Origin of the sequence: Leptothoe sp. ISB3NOV94-8A (genome assembly GCF_043421595.1) — a bacterium.
In the GTDB taxonomy this organism is placed as follows: Bacteria; Cyanobacteriota; Cyanobacteriia; order Phormidesmidales; family Phormidesmidaceae; genus Leptothoe; species Leptothoe turfae.
Window position 1 is genome coordinate 40,130 of record NZ_JAXSQW010000004.1, and the last position, 19,290, is coordinate 59,419.

The window sequence follows — 19,290 nt, forward strand, 5'->3', positions numbered from 1 at the left end:
ATGAGCAATATCCATTCAACGCCTTCACCTCAACATCAGCCCGATGGTTTGTCCGCCACTAGCTTGTCCGCTACTAAGCGAGCCTTGATTGCCCTTAGGGAAATGCGGGCTGAACTGCAAGCGGTGAAGTCTGCCCAGACTGAGCCCATCGCCATTATCGGCATGGGCTGCCGTTTTCCCGGTGGTGTTAATTCTCCTGATGAATTCTGGCAATTGCTCCAGCAGGGACAAGATGCCGTTGGCCCAATTCCCTCAGATCGTTGGCCTGGGCAGGCAGCTACTTATGAAACCACGACATCATTAGCGGGACTGCTGGACCAGGTGGATAGCTTCGATGCCCAGTTTTTTGGGATTACGCCTCGGGAAGCTCGTAATTTGGATCCGCAGCAACGCCTGCTGCTAGAAGTCAGTTGGGAGGCGTTGGAACAGGCCCATCAGGTGCCACACCAGCTGCGCAACAGTGCCACAGGAGTGTTTGTCGGTATTAGCAGCCAGGACTATGCCAATCAGTTGTTGGCGGCAGACGAACCCGTCGACACCTATTCCGGTACCGGTAATGCCTTTAGTACGGCGGCTGGTCGGCTTTCTTATCAGCTGGGCCTAACGGGGCCAAGTCTAGCCGTTGATACCGCCTGTTCCTCTTCCCTTGTTGCCGTTCATCTGGCCTGTCAGAGTTTACGGCAACGAGAATGTATCCTGGCGCTGGCCGGTGGGGTCAATCTCTTACTGGATAGCCACACCCATGAGGTGCTTTCCCAAACCGGTATGGTGTCTCCTGGTGGTCCTTGCCGCACATTTGATGCCGGTGCCAATGGCTATGCTCGCGGTGAAGGCTGCGGGGTGATTGTGCTCAAGCGGCTTTCGGATGCCCTGGCGGATGGAGACCCCATCCAGGCTATCCTGCGGGGCTCAACCACTAACCAGAACGGCCATCGGGGTGGGTTAACGGCTCCTAATGGCCCTGCCCAAGTTGAGGTGATCCGCCAAGCACTGGCGAACAGTGGTGTCGATCATTCACAAATTAGCTATGTGGAGGTGCAGGGAACAGGCACCCCTCTGGGAGACTCCATTGAAGTCAATGCCTTAGGGGAGATTTTCCCTCGGGATCGCACCACCGCTCAATTTCTGCATATCGGCTCTGTCAAAACCAACATTGGTCATCTAGAAGCTGCAGCTGGTATTGCCAGTGTGATCAAAGTGGTTCTGCAACTGCAGCATCGACAAATTGTCCCCCACCTCCATTGCCAGACACCGAACCCGCACATTGATTGGGATACGTTGCCGGTGACGGTGCCAGAAAGCCTGACACCCTGGGACGTTAAGGATGACCGACGTATGGCTGGGGTGAGTGCCTTTGGGTTTAGTGGGACAAATGCCCATGTGATTGTGGAGGAAGTCGGAAAACTAAAATCGGAAGTCGGAAGTCGGAAGTCGGAAAATCAGTCTAAAAATTTACTTACGTTGTCGGCTAAGAGTAAAAAAGGGTTAGAGACGCTAGTGAGTCAGTATGGGCAACACTTAGAACGATATCCTGAGCAGGGATTGGCAGATATTTGTTGTGGTTCGCAGGTGGGGCGATCTCACTTTACCCATCGGTTAGCGATTCGAGTTACCGATCGGCAAGGGCTGATGACGGCACTGCAACAACTTGAAGCGGGTCAGACGTCAGCCCAGGTGCAGCAGTGGCAATTGCCTAAGACGAACTACAGGCCCAACATTACCTTTTTGTTTACGGGGGACGGTGCTCAATATTCAGGAATGGGGCAGCAGCTCTATGAAACCTACCCTGTTTTCCGGCAAGCCCTTGACCAATGTACCGAGGTTCTGCGTCCACATTACAATCTGCTGGAGATTCTCTATCCGGATCTGTTGTCCTCTGAGTCAGGGCAGGGCTTCGACGGTGAGCTCAGCCGAACCGCACAAGGCCAGCCCCTACAGTCTCCCTCTCCTTCTCCCCCTCTCCCCCAAACTGCCCTATTCGCCTTTGAATATGCCCTCGCTCAGCTCTGGCAATCCTGGGGTATTCAGCCTAACCAGGTGATGGGCTATGGCTTAGGAGAATTTGTGGCGGCTTGTGTTGCGGGTGTTTTTAGCTTGGCGGATGGACTACAGTTGATTGCCCAGTGGGACCAATGGTGGGCAAACATCACAGATCGGGGACAGGCACTGACCGTGCTCGCACCTGTATCCCAATGTCAGACATTGCTGGCCTCCTATGGAGCATCCGTTGAGATAGTGGCGTATAACAGTCCGAATCATTTTGTACTGTCTGGTGCGACTGCAACAATGGCTGACATTTGTGATGCCTTGGAGGATGAGGGCCTCCTATACAAATGCTTGGAAACGGGTGCGCTTTCGCCCCATTGGGTTCAGTCTTCGCTATTAACGCCGTTGCTAGCGAAATTTAGGCAAGCTGCAGAGAACATTTCCTATGCCTGCCCGCAAATTCCCCTGGTTTCAACCATTAATGGCACTTTAGTAGGAGATGAGGTGGCTACCCCTGATTATTGGAGCGATCATTTTCTCCAACCCATTCAGTTTACGGCTGGCATTAGAACACTGTATGAACAAACCCAGGAGTCCAGCGATCTTCTGGGACCTGAGCAAGCGTTAGAAAAGGTGCCGTCTCAAAACGGGAAGACGCACTCTTTAACAGAGCCACTATTCCTCGAAATGGGGCCTAAGCCGCTATTGATTGGGATGGGACAACAATGCATATCTTCAGGGATATGGTTGCCCAGCTTGTATCCAAGCCAATCTGACAAGGACTCTATTTTACAGAATTTAGGTTCGCTCTACGTGCAAGGGGCAGCGGTGAACTGGCAACAGGTTAATGTCGGTGTTGATTACCAAAAAGTTGACTTACCCACCTATCCCTGGCAACGTCAGCGCCATTGGTTCCAAGAGCCAAAAACGGACATACAAGATAAAAGTTTGTCTGATCGTAGGGGCGCATGGCCATGCGCCCCCTCAGTAGAGATGTCCCATGCGCGGAGAATTCCGGATACTAGCTATCTTCCGTTTCAAATTTTCTGTTTATCTGCAGCTACTGAAGCAGAGCTATTTACCCAGGCTGAAGCTACGGTCAAGCGCCTACAAACATCGTTAGATTTGGGACCTAAACCAGACCTAGCAGCGATTTGTTTTGAGGCAAATACTTATGATAGTGGAGCGCGATCGCGCCATCCCCATCGCCTAGCCGTCATCGTTCAGTCCGCAGAAGAACTGCATCAGACTATCCTCCAATTCCTCGCGGGGCAAGATGTTCCCAATGTGTTGTGGGGACAAATCAGTAGCCCCACAAGTGCGGACATCACCTTTCTATTTGGCGGCTTTCAATGGCCCTATCGCGGGGCAGGGTATGAACTGTATCAAACTCAACCTGTTTTTCGAGAAGCCATCCAACGCTGTGATGCCATTGTGCAATCTCTCTTGGGAGGATCGCTGCTGGATTACCTTTATTCTGCCAATAAATCTCCTAATGAAACTGCCCCAACAACTGATCAGGACATGGTTTATGCCATGCCTGTCATATTTACCTTGCAATATGCCCTGTATGAACTATGGAAATCTTGGGGAATAACACCATCATTGTTGCTGGGGGCCAGTTTTGGTGAATACACTGTGGCCCATGTGGCTGGGGTGATTGACCTAGACGATACATTACATCTGTTGGCATCCTTTGGGCAGGCATTAAAGGGAGTGGCTCCCACCCATCAAGCGGTGATCGTCAATGCTAATGAAGCTGTAGTAACAGAAGCAATTAAACCTGTTGCCCAGGAGGTGTCAATCATTGTTTACGCCGGGGCCTGTAACTTAATTTCAGGAGAACCTGCAGCGATGGAGGCCGTGATCCAACACCTGAGTGATCAACAGGTGGCCACCATTGATCTACAGCTGACCTATGGATTCCATACTCAACAGCTCCAGACACCGGAAGTACAAAATACGCCAACAATGGCAGATATTTCTCTGTCTCCTCCCCAGTTAAAGGTGGTGTCTTCTTTGACGGGAGAGCTAGTTGATCAGGTCCTGACCACCTCGAATTATTGGACTCGCATGGCCCTGGAACCAGCCCAATTTTCTAAAGCGATTCACACCTGTCTGCATAATGGCTGCGAGATTTTTCTCGGCGTCAGCGACGATGCCGCCAGTTTGAGCATGGGGCGGGCCAGTGTACCGCCTGGAACCGGGCTGTGGCTAGCAAGTTTACGGGAGAAATTATCGGATTGGAAACAACTGCTGCGCAGTCTGGGCGAACTCTATATCCGTGGAGTCCCCATTGATTGGGCAGGCTTTTATCAGGGCTACCCTCAGCGTCAAGTCATGACGGATCCATTGTCTGTCCCAGCTTTATCCCCTGTGATGCAAGCTCTACAAACGGGCCATCTGGACGCGCTAGTCCATCAATTGAGTACGGGGGGGATTTTTTCTCCGGCTGAACAACAGCTTTTACCGAAGCTATTACGGCAATTATCTCAACAATATCGACAGGAGCTATTCTCTAAGGATCAACCTGACCTCGTAGTAAGTGCAGAATTACCAAGAACGCACCGTTCCCAACAGAGTATTCTTGCTCAACTAGACACAGCATCTAGTGCCGAGCGTCAGCAGCTTTTGAGTAGCCATATTCAAACTGCGATCGCGCAAATCATGGAGCTACCCCCAGCCCAAGTTTCTCTGCTTGAACCTTTGGGTAATTTAGGCCTCGATTCCCTGATGGCCCTCGAACTCAAAGAAGCGCTCGAAAGTACCCTGAGGGTGGACATTCCCCTGGGGCAATTAGTTGAAGGGGTAACTATTGCTGGGTTAGCTCGATTTATTGATGACGCCCGTGATGGAACGACAGTAGAAGCAACCGATAGTGCAGAACCAGATTTAGAAGCAGAGGCCATTTTAGAGCCAGCTATCGATCCTACGAACCCGGCATTATTGTCCGTATCAGATCCGTTACATGCCGAACCAATTTTGCTGTCTGGAGCCACTGGTCTAGTGGGCGCTCACCTGTTAGCTGAACTACTGCAGCAAACAACCGTCGATATCTATTGTCTTATCCGGGCTCAAGATGCTGCGGCTGCCCAGCAAAAGCTAAAGCGCCAACTTGAAACCTTTGGTTTATGGCAGCCCTGGTTTAACCAGCGTATTGTGCCAGTGGTGGGGGATTTATCAGCACCTTGGCTGGGTCTGTCAGCCGAGGTGTTTCAACAACTAGCCGAGAACATCGGAGTGATTTACCACAGTGGAGCATGGGTTAATCATGTTTATCCCTATTCCACCTTGAAGGCGACTAATGTGTTGGGTACAGTAGAAATGCTGCGTCTGGCCTGTACCCATAGAGTTAAGCCCGTTCACTTTGTTTCCACGCTTTGGGTGTTTATGGCCTCGGCCTATACAGATGACCAGGAGCCCATTCGAGAAGAGGATCCGTTACTATCTCCCAAGGGACTGAAGCATGGCTACTTGCAAAGTAAGTGGGTGGCAGAAAAGTTAGTGGAAACAGCGCGAGATCGCGGTCTTCCCACATCTATCTATCGATTAGGTATTGTGACTGGGAACAGTCAAACCGGAGTAGGTAATAACGAAGACTTGTTTTCTCGCATGATTAAGGGGTGCGTTCAGCTAGGCCAGGTGCCTGCGCTCCCAGGGGTGTTCAGTAACTATGTACCCGTTGACTATGTAGCTCAAGCCATTGCCCAGCTTTCTCTTCAACCTATGGGGTCTACATTCCATCTGCTTCACCCCCAATCTATCCCCACGGAGAACCTGTTCCAATGGTTAAGTTCTTTTGGGTATACCCTTAAGAAAATTCCCCTAGATCAGTGGGTCGCCATATTAAAACTATGTCCTGAGAATTCTCTCTATCCTTACATGGTAGATTTTCGAGAAGATCTACTAAATCTTCAAAAAGCTGGGATAGATTTTAGCCGTATTAATACCCAAAATACTGCTATTGGGCTGGCTAACAGTGGTTTGAGCTATCCGCTCTTAGATGAAACATTACTCAAAACCTATGTAACCCATTGGCGTCAAAATGATTTTTTACCCAAGGCCGATTCAATTCCGGTGCCTTAGCTGGGGCAACTATGCCGCTGCAACGACAGCATTGATTGCATCAGCTTCCCCCTTTTCCACATCTAAGCCTAGACGGCACCATTCCATCATGCCCCCCTGGATGTTATAAACTTCCTTAAACCCGGCTTTAGCCAGTTGCTCTCCTACTAAATAGCTACGTTGGCCAGCCAGGCAGATAATGGCAACAGGGGTATCTCTCTTTTTAGTCAAATCTTGTAGCCACTGAGGCCAGCGATTTTTTCGACTTTCTTTAGACCGTAGACCCAAGAGAACGTCAGTCATCCCCACTAACCTGGCATTGGGAGCTCGAAACGTCTTGTACTCTATCTCCATGCGAACATCAATGAGAATAGGTCGGTTAGGTAAGTTTAGAAATTCCTTAGGAGAGATGTTAACGCAGCAGGGTTTGGATGTGGATTGCATGGGATAGTCTCCGGTTTAGTGATTAGGAGTCGCACAGCTCCTGTGCAACGTTGAATCTATTATCAGAAAACTCCCCGACAGAAAACATCCCGAAAAATTCAGGTTTATTCAGGTTTCAATTCAGGTTTATTCAGGTGTTTAAGTAAAGGAGGCCATAGGTGTGATCTGGATCTTATAAGGGAATGATGACGCTCACCATGTTCCCCTGTAAACCGACGAACTAACGACGAATGGATCGATCTCGAACCCGAAACCAAATACGACGAGTACTAATGATGGCTATTGCTACCATAAAGCCTTGGTACAGACGGTTGGATAAAACTTTTCTGATAAGCTCTCCCTGGAGGAGCATGTCTCCCTGGATGTTTTGGATGCCTGCAATTGCGATCGCAAACACCACCCCCACTATCAAAATAAATCCAACCGTCCACATGATATTAGAAACAGCATAAGACAGCTTATCCACCAAAGAGGTAAAGGTATATTTTGGGAAATCCAAAAACTGTTCCAATCGATTACGGGCTGTATCGGCTAACCTGAACCATTCTTCCAGTTGCGTATAGCTTTGCTCTTGATTGAATAGATTCCGTGACTGTTTGCGTATCCGTTTTCGCGACTGTTTACCCATGGATTTCAGATACTTAGTCAGCAACTTGATAGAATCAATCTTGCTATCCAGCCGCATTACGATAGTGTCATACAGTAACGTTGCCCTCACCAAATTCAACGTGTCGCGAGCTACTGGAATTTGATACTTTCCAGCCAGCTTCATCACCCCTAACCAGGCCGTCATCGATGTCCGTTCCCACCATTCTGCATGTTTAGACTCAAATGCAAAGACAACTTGCCAATAAATCAGCTCTAACTCACGCTCAAATGAATCGACATCAATGGGAGGTAAGGGTTCTAAGACACTGATGGCACTTTGCACCATGCCTCGAACATTTTTATTAATAAAACAGTAATTAAGTCGTTGGCTATGACGACGAGTTTTTTCACTCATGGTCCCACAGGCCCCAAAGTCAATAAACGTTAGTTTATTGCCAGGCCGAATCACAATATTGGCTGGATGGGGATCAGCATGAAAAATAATGTTTTCTAAATTACCCCAGCAATTTGCCCAAGCTAACCGTTTGGCCACAATTGTTGGGTTGATATCAATGCTTTCCAAATAGGCAAGGGCGTCTTTATCCTTCTGCTCAATGGCAGCTAGAACTTCCCAAAGCCAAACGCCAGATGCAAATTCTGTGACTAGAAGATCTTCACTCAGCAGTTCAAAATAGACCTTTGGTGCATTGATAAAGGAATTTTTCGATTCTTTCACCGTTTTACGAAAAACTTCCTGGTATCGGGCCTCATGGCGAAAATCTAATTCTCCCAGGATGACCTCCCGTAAATCGGCTCTTAAATAGGTGGTGGTGCCTGGGCGAACAATGGCTAACAGTTCCACTATCCCTAACAGCCAATTCAGGGCTTGCCAATCAGCCATCATAAGTTTGCCAATATTGGCGCGACGTACCTTGACTGCCACCTTATCGCCATTGTGTAAAACAGCTTGATAAACGCAGGCAATTGAGGCAGAGCCAATAGGTTCTGGGTCAAACTGAGTAAAGGTGTCTGCTAAAGGTTTTTGGGTAACCCGTTCAATCACCTGGATGGCATGCTTTGTTGTTTCGGGCGGTAGCTTATCTAAAAGTTTAGATAGCTCAAGGCAGTAAGGGTAGGGCAATAGGTCAACCCGCATCGCCATTTGTTGACCAAGTTTAATAAAAATCCCCCCCATGCTTTGTAATATGATCCGTACCCGCTGGGCGCGGCGCTCTACCGAATCTTTTCGTTGTAGCCAATCCCAAAATATGAGAGTCCAAAATTTAACGATGGCATATATCCACACCCCCAATCTCATCAGTACCTGCAGAAAACTCACCTGGATTTGCATGATGCTCATCATCGGTGGTGGGCTACCATAAATATCGGGATTTATACCTAACTGTTGGCGACGTTGCATAGAGCGAATAGGGGCCTCATCCTCAATCCCCTTCGAGGAACTATGGGATTCGGGTCTATTGTTTTCCCATGGTTCGAGGGAGTTAGTCTCTAAAACTTTTTGAGATCGCCTTTTCCGTTTGATCAAGCGAGATTTAGAGGGCTTAGCGGTTTGAGAAAGCCATGATTGAATGCCTCTGCTAACAGCCTTTTGGACGCGATAGGAAGATGATGATCGTTTGATATTGGGCAAGTTTGTGTAAGCTGTTGGTGATGAACCATTGTCACCGTTAACGTTTATGGGTTTGATCACTTTAATTCGAGGTCGCTTACGATTCTTACCCATGATTCTTAAACTTTTTTAAAAACACAATGATGCATTTGAATTATTTTAAATTTATTTGAATTGATTTATTTTGAAGTGGTCGTTTACCTGCTCGAATTTAATCATTTAGTTATAAATGGCTGAATGATTAGAAATGTAAGGATCTATCTATATTCTCAAAAGAAAACGTTATTTTCATGTATAAGTCTTCTTTATATAAGAACGTTTGAATTTGTTAATGTAGGCAAGGAGATTTTATATTCCAATCATCTTAGAAAGCAAGACCGATTAAATTCCAGCTTTTGGATGTACAGGTGTTCTATAGAACACCTGTACAAAACACATTGTCAACTCTTTTGATCCCGAGCTTTATCGCTTGTCTCTATGCCCTCCTGGCTTTACCTCTCCATAGGAGATTATTTCATGTACCATAATTAATATTTAGTTTATTAGTTTCTCACTCTGAATTAGAGCAACTTGTTGCATGATGCTGATCATGCTTAGCCATTAACCGAACCAAAATCAGGATTTTTAGGAACCATGAAAAATATTCAAATGCCTGTTGTTGTTAATCTTGGTAAGACGAGCAAAAAGAATATCAAGAAGCTTGAAAAAGGTCGCGGGAAATTAATGGATGAAGTTCAGGAAGTTTTAGAACGTACCCAATACCAGTTGGGTGATGCAGCAGAGGATAAGATTCTTGTCCCTATTGTGGTGGTGTATAAGGAAAAGCCAAAGAAAATTAAAACAGCCCTAGATTGGTTCAATAAGCAAGCTGTTCTTAAGTAGAGGAACTGTATATTAAAGAGTAAAAAATATCTTGGCAAGCGTTTCTGTTTCACTCGGCCATTTCCCAGCTAAACTCGTCAGCCATAGCCCTTGGACTGATTCCATGTTGGTGAATAGTTATTTGCTCAGTAAATCAGTTCAATTCACTTGACAATGCAGCGAAGATATAAACTAGCCATTGCTTGTATTACACTGGCAATGATTGCATTGGCAGTGCATAGGCATCTATTTCCCAAGGCTTCTGAGCCAGTGCAATCATTGCCAGAAGTCCCTGAAATTAATGCCAATAAACCTGAAACGGTTGTTGCTTTAGGGCGTGTGATCCCCAAGAGCGGCGTCATCAGTTTATCTGGCCCGTCTCAGTTGTTTGGTGCACGAATTGCTGAAGTGAATGTTCAAGAAGGGGATGAGGTAACAGCAGGTCAAATAATTGCCTTGTTGGATACGTTTTATTCCCAGCAAGCAGAGTTAGCTATGGCCGAACAGAGAGTTTCAGTGGCCAAAGCTCGGCTGGATAAAGTCTTGGCTGGTGAAGCTAAACTTGGAGATATTGCTGCCCAGGAAGCAGAGATTGCTAATTTAGAAGCTCAATTGCGTGCGGAAGTGATTGAGAAAAAGGCTTTGATTGAGCGTATGCAGGCTGAATTGCAGAATGCGGAAAAGGCTTATCAACGTTTTCAAGTTCTTTACGAAGATGGTGCCATCAGTATTTCTGACTTAGATGACAAGCAAGAACAGTTTGAGGTTGCCCAGGCCCAGTTGAATGAGGTAAAAGCTCAATTAGAAAATATTCAGTCCAGTCGTACTCAGCAGATCCGCCGTGAAAGTGCCACTCTAGAAAGGTTAGAGGAGGTGCGTCCAGTGGATATAGCTGTTGTTCAAGCTGAACTTAAAGCCGCTACCGCCGCCGCTGTAACAGCTGCTTCCAACTTGGAACTAACCCGTATTCGAGCTCCAGTAGCTGGACGCATTCTAAAAATTCATACTTTGCCAGGTGAGCAAATGGGTCAGAATGGCATTGTGGATTTAGGACAAACCCAGGAGATGTATATCCTGGCTGAAGTATATGAGACCGATATTGCCAAAATTCAGGCAGGACAAGCTGCCATAGTCAAATTGAGTGCCTTATCTGATGAACTTCAGGGCACCGTGGAAAAGATCTCTCATCAAATAGGGCAAAAAGAAGTTTTTGATAATGATCCGGCCTTGGAAATTGATGCCAGGGTCTTTGAAGTGGAAATTCGTCTTAACCCATCTGATAGTGAGAAAGTGACCCAGTTCATTCATATGGAAGCCGACGTTACCATTCAAATCACTTCTTCGGTCCAATGAATTTCTTTACATCAGAAGCATGGCTCCAACTCACCCATAAGAAGTCTCGTCTGTTTGTGAGCTTGTTAAGTGTCATGCTCTCGGTCACGCTGATGTTTACCACCACGGCACTGCGTGATGGCATTTTTGAGGATGCAGTTACGATTCATAAATCTCTGAGAGCTGATTTATTTATACAACCGGGGCAATTGGAGTATTTTTGGGCGCTAAGCGCGCGGGGATTTCCTCGGCGGGTGATGGATCGAGTAGCCGCTATTGGTGGCGTCACGGAAACCAGCCCATTTTATATGAATTGGACCAACTTCAAAAACCCAGAAACATTAGCGCAAAAACAAATTACTATTTTTGCCTTTGATCCTGAGCGCCCTGTATTTAATCTGCCTGAAATTAATCAGCAGCTGGATGTCATAACGCGGTCTAACACATGGCTCTATGATCAGCTGGCTAAGCCTGGATATGGGCCTATCATTCAAGAAGTTCAGGAGAGAGGCTCGTTTACAACAGAAATAGCAGATAAAAAAATTACCATTGCAGGTCTTTTTACCTTAGGAGGAGGCATTTTATCCGCTAATGGCATCCTGATTACGAGTGATTTTAACTATTCAAATTTATTAGGTTTTTCCCTGGCTAAAGCAAGTTTAGGACTGGTTAATTTAGAAGAGGGAGTAGATCCTCAAGCCATTAAACAGGAGATAGTCAGTATTTTGCCAAAAGGAATAGAAGTATTGACAAAAGAAGAACTGATTGCCAATGAGAAAAAATATTGGACGACGGGTTCACCCATTGGGTTCATTTTTAATACATTGGCAGTCATTGGTTCGATATTTGGGGGAGTAATTGTCTATCAAATCCTATTTACCCAAATTTCAGATTATCTATCTGTCTATGCCACCTTTAAGGCAATTGGTTATACAAACCAATATTTGATCAATACAGTTCTCCAAGAAAGCATGTTAATGGCAGTTCTGGGGTATATTCCCGGATATATTTTTTGTCTCTATCTCTTTAATTTAGTTCAGAGCGCTACTCGGCTGCCTATGGATATGAGTTTTAGCAGAGCTGCTTTGGTCCTTGTGCTAACGTTTATTACCTGTGCGTTAGCAAGTATTGTAGCAATTGTAAAACTAAAGGATGCCGATCCTGCTGATCTCTTTAGGTAAGAGTCTAGTCTGAATAATTTTTTATTTCGTGTGCTGAGCCGATGACTAAGCAAACCATTATAGAGGTTAAAAACCTCAATCATTACTATGGTCGACGGACACTACGTCAGCAGGTTTTATATAACATTAACCTTTCCATTGAATCTGGAGAAATTGTTATTCTAACTGGGCCTTCAGGGTCTGGTAAAACCACGCTACTTACATTAATTGCCGGTTTACGATCAGTCCAAGAAGGCTGTTTAATGGTTCTCAATCGAGATATTTCTAAAGCGAGCGATCGCAAACGGCTAGAACTGCGCCATCAGCTAGGCTACATTTTTCAGCACCATAATTTAGTGCCCTTCTTTACCGCCAGACAAAATGTTGAGATGGCACTAAAGCTAAACCCTGGCCTATCAAGAAAACGATCCCAGAATCGGGCAGAAGCGATGCTAGAATCTGTGGGCTTAAAGCCCCAGATAACAAGCTATCCTCACCAAATGTCGGGAGGGCAAAAACAGCGTGTCGCCATTGCCCGTGCCCTAGTCAATCAACCCAAAATTCTACTAGCGGATGAACCTACTGCGTCCTTAGATAAAAGCAGTGGACGTGATGTCGTTGAGCTGATGCAGCAGCTCACCAAACAACAAGGCTGCACCATTGTGTTAGTGACCCACGATAATCGAATTCTTGATATTGCTGATCGAATTATTAGTTTAGAAGATGGTCGTTTATCCCAGGCCAAGGGTGAATTGTTGCTGAACATCAATAACTTGATGTCGGAAATTTTTCAAATGGAAACCAGTCAAATTAGAACATTGATTGATCCATTATCAATTGAGCAATTTTCCATATTCTTGAAGCAGCTTAATAAAGAATTCGAGCAGATTCTAAGTACGATGAACCTGCTCAAAAACCGTTCTGTCAATCAAAAACTAAACTTGATTATACAGGCGGTCTCTATTAAAATTTCTCAGCTGATAGCTGCCCAACAAGTAACTTTTTTCGTGGTAGATAGAGATCGGTATAAGCTTTGGTCGCAAAGCGCACGCAGTGCCTCTGGAGAACCGATTAATATTGAAATTCCCTTAAATGCTGGTATTGCCGGTCATGTTGCTACGACGGGAGAAAGTCTAAATATTCCTAACCCCTATAACGATTCTAGATTTAATCCTCAAGTTGATAGGGATACTGGGTTTAGGACAAGAAGTATCCTTTGTATGCCGATTTTTAACTCTAGTAGTGAAGTGTGTGCCGTTATCCAGGCCCTCAATAAAATTGGTGATGCAGCCTTTGACCAGGCAGATGAGACCAGGTTTTATGAGTTAACCCAATTTCTAGGAAATGTTCTGGAAACCAGTATTTTATATGCGCGAGAAACCAATGTTTCTCGGCATCAATCGTTGATTCAAAACGCCCATGAATTAAGGCGACGAGTAGACTCTCTATCCACAGATAAATTTATTGCTTTTCTAGATCAACTTAACCAGGAACTTCAATCTTTTTTAGACTCTGCTGTATCTCCTGACAAATCAGTGTTAAAGCAAAAGCTTCAAGTTCTGCTGCAGGTTATTTTCCTCAAGATTGGTCAAACCCTTCGAGTAGAGAGAGTTGCCGTTTTCTTAGTGGATCTCTCGAACCAGGTCTTGCGTACCAATACCGCCATAGATGAAGATAATAATCTTTTTGCAATTGAGATGCCGCTTGATACTGGGATCGCGGGATATGTTGCAATCACAGGAGAAGTCCTCAATATTCCATCCCCCTATGATGACCATCGCTTTAATCCACAAATTGATAAAGATGCTGGCTTTATTACTCGAAATATATTGGCCCTACCAGTTTTTGGTTTCCAAACAGGTGAAGTGATTGCCGTTATCGAGATCATCAACAAAATAGGTGACATGCCTTTTGATTCAGAGGATGAGGCAAGACTATTGGAGTTTATCCGTGAATTAGGTAATGTTTTCCAAATGAGTATCCAGTGTATGCGTCATGCCTATCAGTATTTGAGCTGATTTCTAAGGAGAGTTAGTAGCAGTGTCAATCAAGTCCAAAGTAGTGCTGATGGTTGGGGCCTCGTCAGGATTTGGAAAAGCAACCGCAGAGATGCTGTTAGAACTGGGTTGCATTGTCTATGCCACCTCTCGAAGTGTTGAGAAAATGCAAGATCTGCTTATACAGAAGGCACATCTCTTAGGGTTGGATGTGACAGATAATGCCTCGATCATAGCAAGTGTAGAACAGATACTTGCGGAGCAAGGGCGTATCGATGTTGTTTTTGTGAACGCTGGTTATGGGGCTTATGGAACAATAGAAAGTATCGCTATAGAAGAAATCCAAAACCAGTACGACGTTAATGTTTTTGGTGTGGCAAGGGTCCTCAAGGCTGTGCTCCCCGCTATGCGTCAGCAGAAAAGTGGTCGAATTATTTTCACCGCTTCCCTCGCCAGTCATCTCTCGATAGCGTGCACAGGCTGGTATGCGTCAACTAAACATGCCATAACTGGTATTGCCAGGGCATTACGCCAGGAGGTTAGAGATCTTGGGATTGAGGTGATTATTATTGAGCCTGGAATAGTTAAAACAGGGTTTGATCGTGTTGCGTTTGATTTACTGGATCACGTTGAGCATCCCGCTGATTATTTGCCTTTAGTTGATGACTTCAGGCATTCTATGGCCACGAGTTATGCCAAGGCTCCTGGAGTAGACAGTACGGTAAAAGCTATGGTGGCAGCAGCCATCGCCAAACGCCCCAAAACCGTTTACTGCGCTACAGTCGATGCCAAGGTTTTGAAATTTTTGCAGGGCGTGTTAAGCGATCGCATCGTTGATTGGCTAATTCTCTTTTGGCTTAAGCAAGCTTCGCGCAAGCATTAGGGATATCTGGCTAATGAGTAAGCTAAAGGCGCACCACACGCTATCAAAAATCAATCCCTTTACCTCAATTGCCAACGTAGGAGTAGCGAATTCAACACCACGCTGATGGAGTTAAAGGCCATAAACCCACCCACCCAGATGATTTGGTCAATCATAACTAGCTTGTGTTTCCGCAATCTCGGTGTGACATTGCACCGAGCAAAGCATTACAAAATGTGGGGCCAGTGCTGAGGTCCTTTGATATTGCCTCATAAGCGTACCCTAGGCCATCACCTGGTCAGCAACCTGTTTGAAGAGATTAGATAATGGATGCTCGGGAAAACGTAAATAGAACAGATCGCTACTAGCCAACTCCATCATTTCATCACAGTTAGGAAAGAGACCCGCCACATCAGTTTCATAGGTCTCGGCGATTTGCTGTGATAGTGCAGGAAAATCAGTGTTTTGTAGCACTCGGTTGATCACCATCAACATCTTCGGTACCTTTAACTTCCGAGAGAGATCGACCATCACTGCTGTACCTTGAAAGTCTTGTTTGTCAGGTCGCAAAACAATGACCAAAATGTTAGAGACTGCTATCGCCAGCAGTGTTTCTTCATTGAGTCCAGGATGGGTATCAATGAAGATATAGTCTAGATTTAGCTCTTTAACCAGATCTCGAAAGCCATCCCGTAGCAGCTTAACATCATATCCTTCCTGCAATACTCGCGTAATGTCTGCTAGCTCACTACTGGATGGGACTAGAAAAATTTCTCCTTGATTTTGTTTAACCTCAGGGGGGGTGATATCATGGGCGGCTTCGACGATGGTGCAATCTCCCCAGAGATAGTCATTTAAGGTCTGGTTCATCGTGTCTGGTTCAAGGCCAAACAAGATATGAATACCAGGTGACTGTATATCAGTATCAATGACAGCAACTCGGTGTCCGGTGCTTGCGATCACAGCTGCTAAATTTGCAGTTGTATTGGATTTACCAGTACCTCCTCGGTAGGAGTGAATTGCTACAACCTTAGCCATTTTATTAATTTTAAAATTAGGATAGTGCGTGTAGAAAAACTACCATAACTTATAAATACCCTGGGCGATTACGGCGATCTCTTAACAATCTTCCTCAGAAAAACGAAGGTTATCAGCCTCTGCCATTAAATGCTGAAAGTAATCAGTCTGAGCAATCTTTTTAACTTCTCGGCGTCGTTTGGTTTGGTCAATCTCGATTTGCAGCTTTTTGATCTGTTGCTTTAAAGCGTCTTCCGCCTGTTTCCGTTCAGTAATCTCCTGAACAATGCCTTCATAGTACAAAACTTGTCCAAGGCTATCTTTCACCACTCGACTATTTTCTTCAATCCAGATTGTCCGACCATCCTGGCAATAGCACTGGTATTCAAATTCTTTTAACTGGCCCTTGATTCTAAGCGTTTTTTCATAGGTTATCTGTATCTGTGGGTCAACAAAGCGTTTTGCCCAGATCGAAGGCACCTGACGGATCATTTCGACCGGTGATTTATATCCATATATCCGGGCCATGGACGGATTGACTCGAATATAGTCCCCTGTGGATGTTGTTTGAAAAATGCCCTCTAAAGCATTCTCGAAAATACTGCGATACCGTTCTTCTGCCAGCTTCAGTGCTTCTTCTGCTTGCTTTTGAGCGGTCACATCTTGCATTGCCATGAGAATGGCTGGCTCATCTTTAAAAATAAACGGACATAGTGAAACCATCGCCCAAAAGTGCTCACCCTGTGCCCGCACACACGCTATTTCTCCTTCGAAAGTCTGTTGATTCAGTAATGCTGCAATGATTTGCTCACGATCGGCTCGATTTACATAAAAGTCTGTTGTTTTTCGACTGAGAATCTCTTCAAAGGAAATTCCTAGAATTTCACAGGTTTTAGCATTGGCATATAGAAATTTACTCGTTGCAATGCAACCAATGCTTAAGCCAACGGGCGAGGATTCTGCAATTAGCTGAAACTGTTCTGTAATCTGCTGTTTAGCGATGATAGCTCGTCGGTATAAATCAGACTCAACGGTCTCAGCATGAACTGTTGACGTTTCTAAAATCAGTTCTAAATCCTGTTTGTCTTCATAAACCTCAGCTAGAATCAAATCAGCATGCTCACTCACATTTTCCAGCATTACTTCGAGATCTGCTTTTTCTTGCTGTATTTTCAGCAATTGGTGTCGTAAAACTTTCAGCTGTAATTTGAGGTTATTAGTCTCTGACTCCATTGGCGATGAAGCTGCCGTAATTTAAGTCATGGATCAAGCAGCCATCATGACTAGAAGTACTATATCACCGCCCAATATCGATACATTTATCAAAAGCGCAATATCAAAAGAGTGTATCAAAAGGTAAAGCTTGCAAAGAGATGATTCAAGATGTCCCTCAAAAAAAGTCTTCGCGGTAAAATTAGCACCTGTCACGTGTTAAGACCGCATACTGTCCTATCTCAACTTTTTGCGATCGCTGAAGGGATGAGCCAGTCTAGCACCATTGCTATTCAACAGTATCCATATTCAATCCATCCCGAGGAGCAGCAATGCCAACTTTATTTATAAAGACTCTAGGTAAAAGCAATACTATAAAATGACCCTGCTGCGTGTTCCTATTTTTCATTGTCTACGGTTTTGCCTATCTATCTGGATGTGTGGTGTCTGTGGTGGTTTGATTGCTGAGTCAGTACTGGCCCAAACCCGATATGCCCAGAGTGAATTTCCAGAATCGATTGATATACAGCCATTGCCATCCGAGCGGATACTTGACATTCCGATTGATGTCGCACCATCCCCTGCTCTCCCAGGTACAGTGCCAGAAAGCATTGTGATCAGTGCTTTTGAGGTTATAGGCAGTACAGTCTTTAGTGAGTCAGACTTAGCAACGATTACAGCCCCTTATCTCAATCGTCCTCTCACCCCAGCTGAGTTGTTTGAGGTGCGTTCAGCCATTACGCAGCGCTATGTAGATCAGGGGTATGTCAATTCCGGTGCTTACATTCCACCCCAAACGTTGACCGATGGCATTTTGCAAATTCAAGTGCTGGAAGGTCAACTAACAGATATCAATGTCGACATAGTTGGGAGATTATCCCCCAACTATGTTCGTAGTCGGTTAGCTCTGGCTGGGTCTACACCGCTGAATTCAGAACGTCTGTTAGACGGGCTACGGCTACTACAGCTCGATCCTCTAATTCAGAACATTACGGCTGAACTAGCAACGGGGACTGAGCCGGGCACAAGTATTTTAGATGTAGAGGTGACAGTAGCGGATACATTTGACGTCGAGCTACGCACAGACAACAATCGTTCTCCCAGTGTCGGCAGCTGGCGACGGGGAATTGCCCTAACTGAAGGTAATTTGCTGGGCCAGGGCGATCGCATTGAGCTGGAGTACCTCAACACTAGCGGTAGTGATGAAGTCAAACTGGACTATACATTTCCCGTCAATGCTCGCAACGGCACCATCGGCTGGCAAACAAGCTTGTCCGATAGCTCAGTGATAGAAGACCCGTTTACGGTCCTGGATATTCAATCAGAATCACAAACCTATGGGGTATCTTTTCGTCAACCGCTGGTACAGACTCCCAACGAGGAATTGGCGTTAGGACTGAGGCTGACACACCAGCGCAGCAAGACAGATTTTTTGAGTGACGTAATTGGTGAGTCTGTCGGCTTTCCTTCCCCTGGGGCCGATGCGGACGGGCGAACCCGACTGTCAGCTTTGCGTTTTTCTCAGGAATGGACCCAAACGGGCAATCGTGAAGTGCTAGCGCTGTTTTCTGAATTTAGTCTGGGGCTGGATCTATTAGAGGCCACTGTTAATGACAATGCTCCCGACAGTCAGTTTTTTGCCTGGCGTGGGCAGGCCCAGTGGGTAAAGCTATTGGCTCCGGAAACTCTGCTGTTGCTCAAGGGCGGGCTACAACTGAGTGGTGATGATCTGCTGCCGCTAGAAGAATTTGGTCTTGGTGGACAGCAAACAGTGCGGGGGTATCGCCAAAATGTTTTGCTAACTGATAATGGATTTTCTCTGTCAGGGGAAGTGCGTCTGCCAGTGTTCCGTGCCCGTGAGATTAATGGACTGCTTCAGCTTGCACCCTTTGTAGATATGGGAGGTGGTTGGAATCATAATGGCACTAACCCAGATCCCAACGTATTGGTCTCAACTGGTGTAGGTCTACTGTGGCAACAGGGGGATCGCCTAACGGCTCGTCTGGACTGGGGGATTCCCCTGGTGGACATTGATAAACGAACATCGTCTTTGCAAGAAAACGGCCTTTACTTTGCCATTAACTATCGCCTTTTTTAACCGTTGTTCTTGACTATTGTTGCTAGATTCACGCTGGG

The 19,290-nt window shown here is 45.7% G+C and carries 11 protein-coding genes; 7 read left to right on the forward strand and 4 right to left on the reverse strand.

Translation table 11 applies throughout. From position 1 onward, the window contains the following. A complete protein-coding gene (locus tag SPB21_RS33910) occupies positions 1–6,072 on the forward strand; it encodes a thioester reductase domain-containing protein (RefSeq protein ID WP_499869473.1) in 6,072 nt (2,023 codons plus the stop codon). A gap of 9 nt (positions 6,073–6,081) precedes the next feature. Here SPB21_RS33910 and SPB21_RS33915 read toward each other — a convergent pair whose 3' ends face one another. Together SPB21_RS33915 and SPB21_RS33920 are read right to left on the reverse strand one after the other, a co-directional pair. Next, the gene (locus tag SPB21_RS33915; protein WP_163665572.1) at positions 6,082–6,495 is read right to left on the reverse strand and encodes a rhodanese-like domain-containing protein; all 414 of its coding nucleotides are present in this window, start codon (positions 6,493–6,495) and stop codon (positions 6,082–6,084) included. 220 nt (positions 6,496–6,715) lie between these two features. Then, complete coding sequence (locus SPB21_RS33920) at positions 6,716–8,827, reverse strand: ABC1 kinase family protein (RefSeq protein WP_163665570.1); 2,112 nt, start codon at positions 8,825–8,827, stop codon at positions 6,716–6,718. Between the two features lie 519 nt (positions 8,828–9,346). On the opposite strand from SPB21_RS33920, the gene SPB21_RS33925 reads away from it, so the two are divergent. The 5 genes from SPB21_RS33925 to SPB21_RS33945 all read left to right on the forward strand — a co-directional run bounded on the left by SPB21_RS33925 (position 9,347) and on the right by SPB21_RS33945 (position 14,946). Next, complete coding sequence (locus SPB21_RS33925; protein ID WP_163665568.1) at positions 9,347–9,595, forward strand: DUF6200 domain-containing protein; 249 nt, start codon at positions 9,347–9,349, stop codon at positions 9,593–9,595. A 153-nt stretch (positions 9,596–9,748) separates the two neighbouring features. After that, positions 9,749–10,927 (forward strand): HlyD family efflux transporter periplasmic adaptor subunit, encoded by a 1,179-nt coding sequence (locus SPB21_RS33930; RefSeq protein WP_163665566.1) that lies wholly within the window; start codon positions 9,749–9,751, stop codon positions 10,925–10,927. Beyond that, positions 10,924–12,087 carry an ABC transporter permease DevC gene (gene devC, locus SPB21_RS33935; RefSeq protein ID WP_163665563.1) on the forward strand — a complete coding sequence of 388 codons (1,164 nt, stop codon included), beginning with the start codon at positions 10,924–10,926 and terminating at the stop codon, positions 12,085–12,087. Before SPB21_RS33930 ends, devC begins: the two co-directional genes overlap by 4 nt. Positions 12,088–12,128: 41 nt before the next feature. Then, the gene (locus tag SPB21_RS33940) at positions 12,129–14,084 is read left to right on the forward strand and encodes an ATP-binding cassette domain-containing protein (RefSeq protein WP_499869476.1); all 1,956 of its coding nucleotides are present in this window, start codon (positions 12,129–12,131) and stop codon (positions 14,082–14,084) included. A 22-nt stretch (positions 14,085–14,106) separates the two neighbouring features. Further along, complete coding sequence (locus tag SPB21_RS33945) at positions 14,107–14,946, forward strand: SDR family NAD(P)-dependent oxidoreductase (protein ID WP_499869478.1); 840 nt, start codon at positions 14,107–14,109, stop codon at positions 14,944–14,946. Positions 14,947–15,207: 261 nt separating this feature from the next. On the opposite strand, the gene SPB21_RS33950 is transcribed toward SPB21_RS33945, so the two are convergent. Further along, positions 15,208–15,963, reverse strand: a complete 756-nt coding sequence (locus SPB21_RS33950; RefSeq protein ID WP_163665558.1) for a MinD/ParA family ATP-binding protein — start codon at positions 15,961–15,963, stop codon at positions 15,208–15,210. A gap of 81 nt (positions 15,964–16,044) precedes the next feature. Continuing rightward, positions 16,045–17,175 (reverse strand): PAS domain-containing protein, encoded by a 1,131-nt coding sequence (locus SPB21_RS33955; RefSeq protein ID WP_250565801.1) that lies wholly within the window; start codon positions 17,173–17,175, stop codon positions 16,045–16,047. Positions 17,176–17,533: 358 nt separating this feature from the next. Here SPB21_RS33955 and SPB21_RS33960 point away from each other — a divergent pair, with 358 nt between their 5' ends. Next, on the forward strand, positions 17,534–19,252 hold the full coding sequence (locus tag SPB21_RS33960) for a ShlB/FhaC/HecB family hemolysin secretion/activation protein (protein ID WP_163699543.1): 1,719 nt from the start codon (positions 17,534–17,536) through the stop codon (positions 19,250–19,252). The last annotated feature ends 38 nt before the right edge of the window (positions 19,253–19,290 follow it).

What these genes read in the sequence shown, in the direction of transcription:
- SPB21_RS33910 (WP_499869473.1), top strand. Translation starts at nt 1, where the DNA reads ATGAGCAATATCCATTCAACGCCTTCACCTCAACATCAGCCCGATGGT.
- SPB21_RS33915 (WP_163665572.1), bottom strand. Translation starts at nt 6,495, where the DNA reads ATGCAATCCACATCCAAACCCTGCTGCGTTAACATCTCTCCTAAGGAA.
- SPB21_RS33920 (WP_163665570.1), bottom strand. Translation starts at nt 8,827, where the DNA reads ATGGGTAAGAATCGTAAGCGACCTCGAATTAAAGTGATCAAACCCATA.
- SPB21_RS33925 (WP_163665568.1), top strand. Translation starts at nt 9,347, where the DNA reads ATGAAAAATATTCAAATGCCTGTTGTTGTTAATCTTGGTAAGACGAGC.
- SPB21_RS33930 (WP_163665566.1), top strand. Translation starts at nt 9,749, where the DNA reads ATGCAGCGAAGATATAAACTAGCCATTGCTTGTATTACACTGGCAATG.
- devC (WP_163665563.1), top strand. Translation starts at nt 10,924, where the DNA reads ATGAATTTCTTTACATCAGAAGCATGGCTCCAACTCACCCATAAGAAG.
- SPB21_RS33940 (WP_499869476.1), top strand. Translation starts at nt 12,129, where the DNA reads ATGACTAAGCAAACCATTATAGAGGTTAAAAACCTCAATCATTACTAT.
- SPB21_RS33950 (WP_163665558.1), bottom strand. Translation starts at nt 15,963, where the DNA reads ATGGCTAAGGTTGTAGCAATTCACTCCTACCGAGGAGGTACTGGTAAA.
- SPB21_RS33955 (WP_250565801.1), bottom strand. Translation starts at nt 17,175, where the DNA reads ATGGAGTCAGAGACTAATAACCTCAAATTACAGCTGAAAGTTTTACGA.
- SPB21_RS33960 (WP_163699543.1), top strand. Translation starts at nt 17,534, where the DNA reads ATGACCCTGCTGCGTGTTCCTATTTTTCATTGTCTACGGTTTTGCCTA.